At 55.4% G+C, this 12,683-nt stretch carries 14 protein-coding genes; 11 read left to right on the top strand and 3 right to left on the bottom strand.

What is annotated here, in order from left to right; translation table 11 throughout:
• Positions 1–45: 45 nt before the first annotated feature.
• The 3 genes from AC2FH2_RS05350 to AC2FH2_RS05340 are packed head-to-tail and all read left to right on the top strand — an operon-like array spanning position 46 to position 3,480.
• Positions 46–1,443, top strand: coding sequence for a TadA family conjugal transfer-associated ATPase (locus tag AC2FH2_RS05350; protein WP_496691717.1), 1,398 nt, complete (start codon positions 46–48; stop codon positions 1,441–1,443).
• 11 nt (positions 1,444–1,454) lie between these two features.
• Entirely contained in the window at positions 1,455–2,483 is a 1,029-nt protein-coding gene (locus tag AC2FH2_RS05345) for a type II secretion system F family protein (RefSeq protein WP_142635743.1), read from the top strand.
• Between the two features lie 13 nt (positions 2,484–2,496).
• Positions 2,497–3,480 (top strand): type II secretion system F family protein, encoded by a 984-nt coding sequence (locus AC2FH2_RS05340; protein WP_142635745.1) that lies wholly within the window; start codon positions 2,497–2,499, stop codon positions 3,478–3,480.
• A 13-nt stretch (positions 3,481–3,493) separates the two neighbouring features.
• Here the strand turns inward: AC2FH2_RS05340 and AC2FH2_RS05335 are convergent, their stop codons facing one another.
• Both AC2FH2_RS05335 and AC2FH2_RS05330 read right to left on the bottom strand, forming a co-directional pair.
• Positions 3,494–3,985, bottom strand: a complete 492-nt coding sequence (locus AC2FH2_RS05335) for an A24 family peptidase (protein WP_496688841.1) — start codon at positions 3,983–3,985, stop codon at positions 3,494–3,496.
• Entirely contained in the window at positions 3,985–4,830 is an 846-nt protein-coding gene (locus AC2FH2_RS05330; protein WP_496689153.1) for a helix-turn-helix transcriptional regulator, read from the bottom strand. Before AC2FH2_RS05330 ends, AC2FH2_RS05335 begins: the two co-directional genes overlap by 1 nt.
• Positions 4,831–5,059: 229 nt before the next feature.
• Here AC2FH2_RS05330 and AC2FH2_RS05325 point away from each other — a divergent pair, with 229 nt between their 5' ends.
• From AC2FH2_RS05325 to AC2FH2_RS05300, 6 genes are all read left to right on the top strand, one after another.
• Positions 5,060–5,383, top strand: coding sequence for a hypothetical protein (locus tag AC2FH2_RS05325; RefSeq protein WP_271948242.1), 324 nt, complete (start codon positions 5,060–5,062; stop codon positions 5,381–5,383).
• Positions 5,384–5,588: 205 nt separating this feature from the next.
• Complete coding sequence (locus AC2FH2_RS05320) at positions 5,589–6,935, top strand: substrate-binding protein (RefSeq protein WP_142635750.1); 1,347 nt, start codon at positions 5,589–5,591, stop codon at positions 6,933–6,935.
• A gap of 96 nt (positions 6,936–7,031) precedes the next feature.
• Positions 7,032–8,063: a branched-chain amino acid ABC transporter permease gene (locus tag AC2FH2_RS05315; protein ID WP_142635752.1), complete on the top strand. Its 1,032-nt coding sequence runs from the start codon at positions 7,032–7,034 to the stop codon at positions 8,061–8,063.
• A 3-nt stretch (positions 8,064–8,066) separates the two neighbouring features.
• On the top strand, positions 8,067–9,272 hold the full coding sequence (locus tag AC2FH2_RS05310) for a branched-chain amino acid ABC transporter permease (protein WP_142635754.1): 1,206 nt from the start codon (positions 8,067–8,069) through the stop codon (positions 9,270–9,272).
• Between the two features lie 9 nt (positions 9,273–9,281).
• Complete coding sequence (locus AC2FH2_RS05305; protein ID WP_142635756.1) at positions 9,282–10,037, top strand: ABC transporter ATP-binding protein; 756 nt, start codon at positions 9,282–9,284, stop codon at positions 10,035–10,037.
• A gap of 9 nt (positions 10,038–10,046) precedes the next feature.
• The gene (locus AC2FH2_RS05300; protein ID WP_142635758.1) at positions 10,047–10,802 is read left to right on the top strand and encodes an ABC transporter ATP-binding protein; all 756 of its coding nucleotides are present in this window, start codon (positions 10,047–10,049) and stop codon (positions 10,800–10,802) included.
• Positions 10,803–11,126: 324 nt separating this feature from the next.
• Here AC2FH2_RS05300 and gph read toward each other — a convergent pair whose 3' ends face one another.
• Positions 11,127–11,792: a phosphoglycolate phosphatase gene (gene gph / locus AC2FH2_RS05295; RefSeq protein WP_281972468.1), complete on the bottom strand. Its 666-nt coding sequence runs from the start codon at positions 11,790–11,792 to the stop codon at positions 11,127–11,129.
• A gap of 220 nt (positions 11,793–12,012) precedes the next feature.
• On the opposite strand from gph, the gene hemP reads away from it, so the two are divergent.
• Both hemP and AC2FH2_RS05285 read left to right on the top strand, forming a co-directional pair.
• Positions 12,013–12,180 (top strand): hemin uptake protein HemP, encoded by a 168-nt coding sequence (gene hemP / locus AC2FH2_RS05290; protein WP_142635762.1) that lies wholly within the window; start codon positions 12,013–12,015, stop codon positions 12,178–12,180.
• Complete coding sequence (locus tag AC2FH2_RS05285) at positions 12,177–12,653, top strand: hypothetical protein (RefSeq protein ID WP_142635764.1); 477 nt, start codon at positions 12,177–12,179, stop codon at positions 12,651–12,653. The genes hemP and AC2FH2_RS05285 overlap by 4 nt, the downstream gene beginning before the upstream one ends.
• Positions 12,654–12,683: the final 30 nt, after the last annotated feature.

Genomic DNA, 12,683 nt, shown 5'->3' with positions numbered 1-12,683 from the left:
GAAGTCCGAAGATGTGAAGATCAGTTAAGTAAAAGGTAAAGCAGAATGTTTCGTGAATTTGACAGAACGGGTCGCACAACATCCCAATCCCCAAAAGTTGTGCCGTTGGACACGAAACAGCCGAACGGAAATGTTGCTGATATCGAGGTCAAGAACGCCGAACGCCGTGCCATGGAGCGCGAGCGCGAGATGGACCGTATCGACCTCAAGGCCCGGATGCACAACTCGTTGCTTGATAAGCTGAATCTGGCTGTGATCGACAAGGTCGAAGAAGACACATTGCGGGGCGAAATCGGCAAACACGCAACTGATCTGTTGCGGTCCGAGGGCCGGGCCATGCGGTCTGAGGAAATCAAGCTTTTGGTCGAAGAACTGATGCACGAGGTGCTTGGGCTTGGGCCACTGGAGCCTTTGCTGGCCGACCCTTCGATCAACGATATTCTGGTGAACGGTCACAAGCAGATTTTCGTCGAACGTTCAGGTATTCTGGAAAAAACCTCGGCGCGTTTTCGGGATGAACGTCATTTGCTTCGGATCATCGACAAGATTGTCAGTCGTGTCGGCCGTCGTATTGATGAACGCCAACCCTGGGTGGATGCGCGGCTTGAGGATGGCAGCCGTGTAAACGCGATCATTCGGCCCTGCGCGCTGGACGGGCCGGCCTTGTCGATCCGTAAATTCGCGCGCGTACCGCTGACGATGGAGCGGTTGGTTAAGAACGATGCATTGAATGACAGTGCCGCGGCGTTGTTGCGTGGTCTGGTCGAGGCAAAGATGAATGTCCTGATTTCTGGAGGAACCGGATCAGGTAAAACGACGATGCTGAATGCCTTGTCTTCCTATATCGGCGGCAACGAACGGGTCGTGACCATCGAAGACGCTGCTGAACTGCAACTGCAGCAGGAACATGTTCTCCGCATGGAGACCCGCCCAGCCGGTTTGGACGGGACCGGCGCTGTGGCCCAGCGTGATCTTGTCCGCAACGCGCTGCGGATGCGCCCTGACCGTATTGTGGTCGGCGAGGTGCGCGGATCAGAGGCCTTCGACATGCTGCAGGCGATGAATACCGGCCATGACGGTTCGATGACGACCGTTCATGCCAACAGTCCACGCGATGCGCTGTCTCGGGTCGAACAGATGGTACAGATGGGCGGGATGGAGCTGCCGCATTCGGCGATCCGGGCCACCATCGCTTCGGCCATCCACTTTGTGCTTCAGTTGAACCGACTGTCAGACGGGACGCGCCGGGTTACTTCGATCTCGGAAGTGACTGGAATGGAAGGCGACATCATCACCATGCAGGACATCTTTGTCTTCAAGCGCGAAGGCAAGGATGAAAACGGCAAGGTTCTGGGCCGGTTCATGCCCACGGGAATTCGACCAAAATCCAGTGATGCACTGGCGGCTGCCGGGGTCGACCTGTCCACCGTCAAGTTCAACTAAGGAGGTCCGGGATGTTCGAGAAAATCAGGTCATATCTGGCCAATTTGAACATCAACAACCTGATCGGCCCGGAAATGGAAGTTGCCGGGTTCGATGTCAGGTTTGTTCTTGCGCTTGCGGTTTTCCTGGGTGCGCTGATTGCTTTTGAAGGGCTGCGTCAGTTTATGCGGCGTGGCGAAAACCGCGAAGAGGCGATCAACCGCCGAATTCAGATGCTGTCCGAGGGGAAGTCGGGTGAGGATGTCCTCAGCCTGTTGAAACCGCAGGAAGCCAAGCCACTGTTGCGGAGTTTCCCGCTGGTGGGGGATTTGCCACTGGCGTTGAAGGTTTCAGGCCTGAACATGGTTCCCGAAATGTTTCTGGCCGGTTGTGGCGCAGCCTTTCTGATCTCGGCCATTGGTGGGTCTATGGTGGCTGATCCGTTGAAAGTGGTCCCCACCTGCGCCCTTGTTTTCCTGATTGCACCACTGGTTGCGTTGGGGGTTACGTTGCGCAAGCGCAAGGCGGCGTTGATCAAGCAGTTGCCCGATGCGCTGGACCTGATGTCCCGTGGATTGAAGGTGGGGCACCCACTGAACACAACCTTACAAAGTGTCGCCGAAGAAATGCCTGACCCGATTGGAACTGAGTTTGGGCTGGTCGTTGATCAGGTCTCTTATGGCGAAGAACTGACGACTGCGATCAAAAGCATGGCTGACCGCATCGATGAAGAAGATATCCAGTATCTAGCTGTTGCGCTGATGATGCAGCACGGCACAGGTGGTGACCTGGCCGGCATCTTGCGCACGCTGGCCCGCGTGATCCGAGCGCGCATGTCATTGCGTCGCAAGGTCAAGGCCATCTCGGCCGAAGGCCGCATGACGGCTTATATCCTGTCATCCATTCCCGTTGGCATTGCCGTGTTCATGACCATCATGACGCCGACATATTATGGCGATGTCGCGGACTCTCCGGCCTTTGTGCCAGTCATGAGCGTTATCGCCGTGACCATCGTCCTGAACGCGATTGTGATGTTCAAGCTTGTGAATTTCCGGATTTGAAGAGGCGTATTCGATGGAGTATTTGAGTTCGATTTTTGATAGCGAATTATCAACGCAGATCCTGGTTCTGGGTTGTGTGCTGATAGGTGCGGTCGTAGCGTTTCTTGGTATCTCGTCCTCGCTTAGCGAACGGTCCACAGCCGCAGAGCGCATGGTGTCAAGCCGACCACGTCAGGCTTTGTCACGGGCAGTTCCTGAAAAAGTCGAGGGCGAAGCGCCGACAGGTTTGAGTGCGGCCCTGATACCCAGCGATGCCAGTGTACGTTTCGAAGTTGGGCAGGTGTTGGCGCGTTCCGGATTTCGCAGCAAAAACGCAATCGTGAATTTCTATCTTATCCGTTTGGGGCTGGCGACGTTCCTGCCGCTGGCCTTCCTCTTCCTGATGTCCTGGCAACCGGCAAACAACTTGGGTGCGCGGATCGCGGAATATACGTCCAGCCTGAACGCGTTCGAGATTATCCGGAATGTCGGCGTATTGTGCGGGATCGGGTATCTCATACCGCAGTTATGGATGGGCGCCCGGATCAAAGAGCGCAAGCGTCTGATGGAAAATGCGTTTCCGAACATGCTGGATCTGCTCCAGATCGGTATCGAGGCTGGCCTCGGTTTTGATCAGGCCTTACTGAAAGTGGCGGTCGAAATGCAGCTTGTCGCGCCGGAAATGTCCGAAGAGATGCTGATTGCGCTTTCCGAGATTCAGGCAGGGCGTGACCGAGATACCGCGCTGATGCGTATGGCGCGTCGAACAGGTATCGAGGAAATGAGCTCATTCGTAAGCGTTGTGCTGCAATCGACCCGGTTTGGCGTTCCCCTGGCTGCGGCTTTGAACACTTATGCCGAAGAAATGCGTGAACTGCGCGAGGTGCGGGCACAGGAAAAGGCCAACAAGTTGCCTGTCCAAATGTCGGCGGTTATGGCCAGTTTTATGCTGCCTGCAATCGCTGGGCTGATCCTGGCCCCGATCGTGATCCGTTATATGGATGCGTTTGGCCCCTAAGACGCTGGCATGGTCAGAACCAAAGCGCAGTAGCCGACCAGATTGCTAGGATCACCCCGGATGATCCGATAGCGATTCCAAGAGGAAATTCGCGCGACTGGGCGGTTGACTTGATATGCGGGGAAGTTTGTCGGGCGAGACGCCGAAACAGCGACATTCCGATCAGCCCCGCTGCCATGCAGCCTGCCAGTATTAGCAGATAGGTCGATACGACCGGGACCGGAATTGCGGCAAATACGATTGGCAATATCTTGGCGTCGCCACCGCCCAGCCAACCCGCTGCAAACAGACCGAAACAAATCGCAAAACACGCTGCGGCCACAAGAAGGCGCAGCAGCAGTTGGTTCCAATCCGGAAACGGCGCGGTCATAAGCACGACTGCACCGCCCAGCAGGCAGTACAGGTTAGGGATGCGCATTTGGGTGAAATCCGTCCAGGCGATCATTACGAACAGCGGTGTGAATACCCACAATGTCAGCCAGGACTGCCAGTCCAGTTCAGGCATCAGGCACGTGCCTGGCTAGGTTTCCCATGAAGGGCCTCGCGCTCTTCTACCGATACCAAGCGCCGGGCCAGCATGTGGAAGGTGTCCAGCGCCGTTTTTGAATAGATATGCTTGAGATGCGTGCGAACTGTCGCTGGTCCGATCTCAAGTTCGGCACCAATGGACTGAGGCGACAACCCGCGTGAAACAAGAACGCAAACACGCCATTCGGCACGGGTCAGGCCCGTTGGGTTCTCGGTGCTGAGAATAGGTGCTTCACTGTATGATTTTCTGAGTGCGGTGACTGATTGCCGAGACAATGATTCAGTGATCAGTCCGGCTCGGCGGGCCTGATAGGTCTCGGATAGTTGCGGAGCCACCTGTTCAATAGCTTCGCGGTAACCGGGTTCGGAACTCTGCCCGAAATGAAGTTCCAGAAAGTCGATTTCGCCGCCGTTATGGTCCAGGCATATGAACAGAATGTCATCCAGCTTGCGGTGCGACATCCAATCTAACAAAACTGCGGAGATATCACTGGGGTCTGCCCCGTCATCTCGCAGACTAAACACCGAGGCGCGTTTTGGTTTGTTCCGAAACGGGCCGAGGGCGTCGTTGGCGAAAGAATGAAACAATGGTCTTTGGAATTTTGGATCCCGTGTGTCAGCCCGTGCGGCAACACGATGGGCCCCTTTGTTCAGCCACACACGGCTGATGACAGCACAATCGGCGCCAAATGCTTTGACGATACCTTCAAGCGCGGCATCAAGAACGACGCCTGCCTGGCTCCAATGAATGAAATTAATGATGGCTCTGGCATGAAGCGCGTTTGGTAACCACGCAGCGCTCTGAGCATTCCCCCGGACCATAGATAACAACCTGTACTCGAACAAACATAAACGCGCATTTGCAATATAAGAGTGCGCAACCTCCTACCGATTCTTTACATTCCTATAGTTCTATATAATCGTCTAAAACTCATCTAAAAAATCATTAACCTAATTATGTACGATCAATTCGTCGCGTTTCAGTAAACAAACTGCACAAAATCCGCGGACTATTTCTTTGACCTATTCGCGGAATACGGGACGAAGCGTAGTGGTTTATGCCTTTTTTGTAAGGTTATTGCGCTTGTTTGGTCGTCGGCTGGTCGGGCGGTTGCCTGTATTCACCGATGCAGCCGTGGAGGGATTAACCGTTTTTCAATTTGTCACAATTCTTGATTTGCACGACGCTTCGGGTTTGAGACCCAGGTTCAAACGGCTTGATTTGCAAGGGATGTCGGCTCGTCCCGGTGACCATTTGAGCTGTATCATACGGCCTGGGCTCTCCTTTAGATTTAGCAACGACTTCTTGCTTGCCGAGCAGAGCGGCACTGCCTGCATGGCGATCACCGGCATGTTTTCAAATAATACCTTTTAATTTCAATTATTAAGAAGCGGAATATGTTTGAAAATTTACAAGACTCCGTACCCAGGTGTTCATTTGTTTACATAACATAGCTGCTTTTTGAATAGGTTATTGAGAAATTTTCAGAACCCCCGCCATACTCGCGGTGCGTAAACCTGCGCAATCGTTTGCTGGAAGAGGAGCCAACAGACGTAAAACAGGGAACTGGGAGGAATGAATGACTAATAAATCTGTCACACGCCGCGGCGTGCTGAAGTCTGGTGCTGTTGCCGGTACCGGTCTGGCCCTACCTACGATTTTTACTGCATCGTCGGCTGCTGCATATACTAACGAACCTTCTGGGTCGTCTGTCACATTGGGTTTCAATGTTCCGCAGACCGGGCCTTATGCAGAAGAGGGTAATGATGAACTGCTGGCACAGCAGCTTGCAGTCGAGCATCTGAACGGTGAGGGAGATGGCGGTTGCCTGAACACCTTTACGTCCAAGGCCCTGAAAGGGAACGGGATTCTTGGTAAAAAGGTCGGGTTCGTAACCGGCGACACCCAGACCAAATCGGACGCCGCACGCGCATCGGCCAAGTCGATGATCGAAAAAGACGGTGCGATCATGATCAACGGCGGCTCGTCCTCGGGCGTGGCTGTCGCAGTTCAGGGTCTGTGTCAGGAAGCGGGCGTGATCTTCATGGCTGGCCTGACCCATGCCAACGACACGACCGGTAAGGACAAGAAGGCGAACGGTTTCCGCCATTTCTTCAATGCTTATATGTCGGGCGCTGCTCTGGCGCCGGTTCTTGCTGCCGAAATGGGCAGTGAACGCCGGGCCTATCATCTGACCGCTGACTACAACTGGGGCTGGACTCAGGAAGAGTCGATTGTGGCCTCGACCGAAGCCCTGGGATGGGAAACGGTCAACACGGTCAAAACACCGCTCGCGTCGACGGACTTCTCGTCCTATATCGCGCCGGTTCTGAACTCGGGCGCGGATGTGCTGGTTCTGAACCACTATGGCGGTAACATGGTGAACTCGCTGACTAATGCGATTCAGTTCGGCCTGCTCGACAAGGTGGCCAACGGCAAAGACTTTAAGATTGTCGTGCCGCTGTATTCCGAACTGATGGCTGCCGGTGCTGGCGAGAACATCAAGGGCGTGCTGGGTTCGATGAACTGGAACTGGCAGCTGCAAGACGAAGGCACCAAGGCCTTTGTGAAATCCTTTGGTGAGAAATACGGCAAGCCGCCGTCCAATTCGGCTCAGACCTGCTATGCACAGGTTCTGCTCTATGCAGATGCGTGCGAACGAGCGGGTACCTTCAACCCCTGTGGTGTCGCCGAAGCGCTGGAAGATTTCGAGTTCGACGGTCTGGGCAACGGGCCGACCTGGTATCGTGGTGCAGATCATCAGTGCTTTAAGGATGTGCTGGTGGTGCGGGGCAACGAGAACCCGACCAACGCCTATGACACGCTGGAGATCGTCGAGATCACCCCACGCGCGCAGGTCGAATACGATCCCGAGCACCCGATGTTTGCCGGTGGCGAACTGGGTAAATGCAATCCGGGCGCGTAACACAAGCGCGAGAATTTTCGACGAAAATTCTCTGACCTAGAAAACGGGCTCTCCCGCCTATGGGGGAGTCCACTGGACAGGCCAAAGGTGGGGACTATGGACGCCATTCTTCTGCAAATTCTGAACGGGTTGGACAAGGGGTCGGCTTATGCGCTGATCGCGCTTGGCCTGACGCTGATCTTCGGAACGCTTGGAGTTGTGAACTTTGCCCATGGGGCGCTGTTCATGATTGGTGCGTTCTGCGCCGTGTCTTTGCAAAAACTCTTTAACTTGAGCTACGTGACCCTTGATGAAAGTCAGAAAGATTTTCTGGGCAACCCGCTGAAGGTTGAAACCCCGTATATAGAGGCCTGGTTCGGCCCCGAGATTGGCGCGTCAATCATAGATTGGTCCGTTCCTCTGGCTGTCCTGTTCGCGATCCCGATCATGTTGTTTGTCGGCTACGTGATGGAGCGCGGGCTGATCAAACATTTTTACAAGCGCCCTCATGCGGATCAGATCCTTGTGACTTTTGGCCTGGCGATCGTGCTGCAGGAGATCATCAAATATTTCTTCGGTGCCAATCCGATCCAGACCCCGCCCCCCGATATGCTGAGTGGGTCTGTTGATCTTGGCATCATGGTTGGATTCGATCCCAACGCCATCATCTATCCGATCTGGCGGCTGGTCTATTTCGGGTTTGCCGTTGGCATTATCGGAGCGGTGTTCTCGTTCCTGCAATTCACAACCTTTGGCATGGTCGTGCGGGCTGGCATGGCAGATCGTGAAACGGTGGGCCTGCTGGGGATAAATATCGACAGGCGGTTTACCATCATGTTCGGGATTGCGGCCGCGGTCGCGGGTCTTGCCGGGGTGATGTACGGGCCGCTCAACCCCCCAAATTATCACATGGGCATGGACTTTCTGGTTCTCAGCTTTGTGGTTGTGGTTGTGGGGGGGATGGGCTCATTGCCGGGCGCGGTTCTGGCCGGGTTCCTGCTGGGCGTGCTCGAAAGCTTTGCGTCGACCACCTGGGCCACGACCACGATCCCTGGCATCAACCAGATCATCATCTACCTTGTCGCCATCATCGTGCTTTTGACCCGTCCACGCGGGTTGATGGGGCGCAAAGGCGTGATGGAGGAATAAGCCATGTTGGGACTGAACAAGAGAGATACCAGCCTGCTGATCATCGTCGCCATACTGACCCTGTTGGCGCCCTTTATCCTGAACCCGTTCCCCGAAGGCAGCGCCATGGCGCAGTTCAACGCGGGCTATCCCGATTTGATGCAGCGGTTCGTGATCTTTGGGATTTTTGCGATCGGCTTCAACATTCTGTTTGGATTGACCGGATACCTGTCCTTTGGCCATGCGGCCTTTCTTGGGGTGGGGTCGTATTCCGCAGTGTGGATGTTCAAACTGCTCAGCTATAACGTCGTTCCGGCCATCGCGCTCAGCGTTCTTGTCGCCGGGGTGTTTTCGCTGCTGATCGGATTTGTCAGCCTGCGTCGGTCGGGCATCTATTTCTCGATCCTGACGCTGGCTTTTGCACAGATGAGCTTTGCTCTGGCCTATTCGGTGCTTTCGAACCCAAAATTCAACCTGACAAATGGTGAGACCGGCTTGCAGGTCTATGCGGACGATCCGCAGATCCTGCAATCGGCCAGCGCGCCGAACCTACCGCATCTGTTCGGCATTCCCATGCGCGCGACCTATACGTTGGATGTGGGTGCCTGGAGCTTTGACTTTAACGCGGGCTATTACCTGTGTGCGGTGATCATGATGGCGGTGTTCTATCTCTCTATCCGCATATTCCGCTCGCCCTTTGGCATGATGCTGCGGGCGGTGAAATCCAACCAGCAGCGGATGAATTATACCGGTCTAAATTCGAAACCCTACACACTGGCAGCCTTTGTGATTTCGGGCATGTATGCCGGTCTGGCGGGGGGGCTGATGGCCGCCATGGACCCGCTGGCCGGGGCCGAACGGATGCAGTGGACTGCCTCGGGCGAGGTGGTGCTGATGACAATTCTGGGCGGTACAGGGACCCTGATCGGGCCGGTACTGGGAGCAGGCTTTATCAAGTATTTCGAAAACATCTTCTCGAAGATCAACGACAATGTTCTGCACAGCTGGTTCGCTTTCCTGCCCGATGGGCTTGAGGACGCGGTTGTGTTCCTGATCCATCCGTTCATCGGCAAGGGTTGGCATCTGACGCTGGGTATCCTGTTCATGCTGGTGGTGATCTATCTGCCGGGTGGGCTGGTTGAAGGTGGTCAGCGGCTGATGGGTTGGTTCAAGCGTAAGAAACCGGGCGCCGATGATGCCCCGAAGGGCAAAACCGAGCCAGCGGAATAAGGGGGCACCATGGCAATTCTACGAGTCAAAGACGTCAGCAAACGCTTCGGTGGCCTCAAGGCGCTGTCGGATGTGAACCTCAACGTCGAAGAAAACTCGGTCCACGCGATCATCGGCCCGAACGGTGCGGGCAAGTCAACCTTGCTGAACTGTTTGGTGGGAAAGCTGATGCCGGATACCGGTTCTGTTTTGTTCGACAACAATTCTGTTCTGGGGTTGGAACCCTATCAGATCAACCAGATGGGTATCAGCCGTGTGTTCCAGACGCCCGAGATTTTCGGCGATTTGACTGTGATGGAGAACATGTTGATCCCGATCTTTGCGATGCGGGACGGCGCTTTTCGGATGCACGCCTATGAAACCATCTCCAGTGAAAAGGCGATTGTCGAGCAGGCCGAGGCGATGCTGTTAGAGATGAACATGGCTGACAAACGCGAGATGCACGCGGCATCGCTGTCACGCGGGGACAAGCGACGGCTTGAGATCGGCATGTGCCTCAGCCAGAACCCGCGCCTGCTTTTGCTGGACGAACCCACCGCAGGGATGGCCCGGGCAGATACCAACAACACGATCGACCTGCTCAAACAGATCAAGGACGAGCGTGACATTACCATCGCCATCATTGAACATGACATGCATGTGGTGTTCAGCCTGGCCGAGCGCATCACCGTTCTGGCACAAGGAACACCTCTGGTCGAAGATACGCCAGAAAACATCCGCGGGCATCCCAAGGTTCGCGAAGCTTATCTGGGTGAGGCCGCGTAAGGAAAAGCAATGAACGAGAAACCTGACTTTTCGAAAAACGCCAATATGGCCAGCACCGCCCCTGCGTTTTTGTCCGTATGGGACATGCATTCATACTATGGCGAAAGCTATATCGTGCAGGGCGTCAGCTTTAACGTGCACGAAGGTGAAATTCTGGCCCTGCTGGGCCGGAATGGTGCTGGCAAGACCTCGACGCTCAGATCCATCGCGCGGGTCAGTGACCCCGAGGTGCGTCATGGTGAAATCTGGCTGGATCACAAGCCGCTGCACAAAATGACCAGCTATGAGGCCGCCGCCGCAGGCCTTGGCCTTGTGCCAGAGGATCGCCGTATCATCCCCGGTCTGACGGTCGAAGAGAACCTGCAACTCGCCCAGATCGCTCCACCTGTCGGCTGGTCGCTGGAACGGCTTTATGAGCTGTTCCCAAGGCTGGGTGAGCGCCGCAAGCAAGAAGGAATTACCCTGTCTGGCGGAGAGCAGCAGATGCTGTCGATTGCGCGGGCTTTGGCACGGGACATCAAGGTGTTGCTTCTGGATGAACCCTATGAGGGGCTTGCCCCGGTGATTGTGGATGAGATCGAAAAGACTCTGCTTCACGTCAAACAGCAGGGTATGACCACGATCATTGTCGAGCAGAACGCGGTGCGCGCCCTGGAATTGGCGGACCGTGCGATCATTCTGGATACGGGCAGCATCGTGTTTGATGGAGCCGCCAGCGAGGTGTTAGAGAATCCACAGCTGCGCGAGGAATATCTGGCAATCTGAACATGCGGATTCAGCAATTGTTCTGAACCGTCGGGCGGGGTGTTCATCCCCGCCCTTTTTCGTTGTTCAGCTTTCGATTGGCGGTGTCCTGGGGCCGGGTCACCAACGGAAAATGACAATATTCTACGAATTTCTAGAATTTACGGATAATTTATTATGTAATTTCAACACCCTATCTAGGGCTACGGGAAACCCCCTATATCTTTGATTGGAGCGACTCGTTAGCTTCAAATCATCCAAGGAGTTTCCAAGGACCTACCACTTTTCCCCCTTGAGGGGCTGGCTACTTACCCCCTCGGCCGGCCCCTCACTAGTTGGGGGACATCAGCCCAATTCCCCCAAAAGCTCACTTACAAGCGCAGGCACTTCGTGCCAGTCGGCGAAGTTACGGGTATGATACAGTTCAGAAACCGGGCTTTTCCGATAACCTTCCGTGAATAGCAAAAAGGGCACCTGGGCCCGTTCAGCGGTTTCTGCGTCGACCTCACTGTCACCCACGAACAGGCGCGGACCTATAGCGGCCACTGCGTTAAAACTTGCCTCAAGATGGGCTGGGTCTGGTTTGCGCGTGGCCAGGCTGTCACCACCCAGGGTGGCATCGAAATGATGGGTCAGGCCCATCGACTTCAGAACATGGTCAGCCGGTGCTTTGGGTTTGTTTGTACAAACACCCAGAACACATCCCATCTGGCGCAGCTGTTCAAGCGCTTCGGCCACGCCGGGGTAGACGACGGTTTTGTCGCTGGAGGCTGCGTTGTAGTGGGTCAGCGTCAGTTCCGATAGCTCGGCATGGCGATCCATAGGCAGGTCGCAATGAAACATCATGCGTTCTACCAATTTCGGGAGGCCATTGCCGACGAATTGTTTGATCGTGTCCTGGGGCAGGGGCGAGACACCAGTGTCCCGCAGCATTGCATTCGCAGCGGCGGTGATGTCCGGAAGGCTGTCGACCAGTGTTCCGTCCAAATCGAACATAATTGTAGCGCTCATTGAAATCCTTGCCTCTGAAGCTGCACCGCAAGTCCTAACTGGTGTGTTCAGGCAGTGCAATTCAACCCGGTTGCGAGAGTGGGATATTGAGGCTTGACATACCTGACTAAAATAATCAGATTATATTTCAAGCCGTCAGCAACCCCAGAATCGGGCCAGCCAGATACCTGAAAAGTAAACCGATAAGGCGCATTGCCCGAAACCTTCCGGAGTGATCCTGATGAATGTTCAGAACCCGAATCCCAGCCAGTCTTTTGCCGTATCAATGCTGCCTGCACATAAGGCTGAAGATCTGACCAAAGGGGGCAATCTGGCCCATATCGAGCTGGGCGATCAGCTGTACACCTTGCGCATCACGCGCGCGGGCAAACTGATCTTGACGAAATGAGCGCGCCTGCAGCCCGGGGTGGCGCGACCGTTGGCCGTCTGTCCGACCTAAGCCCTGTCGAGGCCGGTGCGGTCATGTATCTGCGCCTCTGGGGGGACGGAATGCAAACGCGTATGGATGCGGCGCAGGACTTTCAGATCGCCCTAGGTACGGATCAGGGCCGGGCAGCGATGTTGACGCTGGACCGGCTGTGCTCGCTTTGTGCCCATCACGGGCGGCGCCCGCTGATCCGGCATGGGTTGGGCTGTGTCTGCCTTGGCGCGGATGAAAACTGTTTCGCCCAGATGATTGCGGCGGCATCAGAAGGCGCGCGCGAAGACGCTATGATGATGGCGTCCCTGATCGTCCGTCCCGATTTTGCCCCCGCATTGGCCGCTTTGTCTGAGGAATTAGGGCTGGCTTTGCGACGCATGACGGTCTCGATCCCGATGCCAACCCCAAGACATCAGAACCCCACTGCCACGCTGCACTAAGCAGCAGGGCAGGTGCAGAACCCCGGCGAA

Source organism: Ruegeria sp. YTSA105 (genome assembly GCF_059610225.1).
This window is presented reverse-complemented; position numbering and strand designations above follow the sequence as displayed.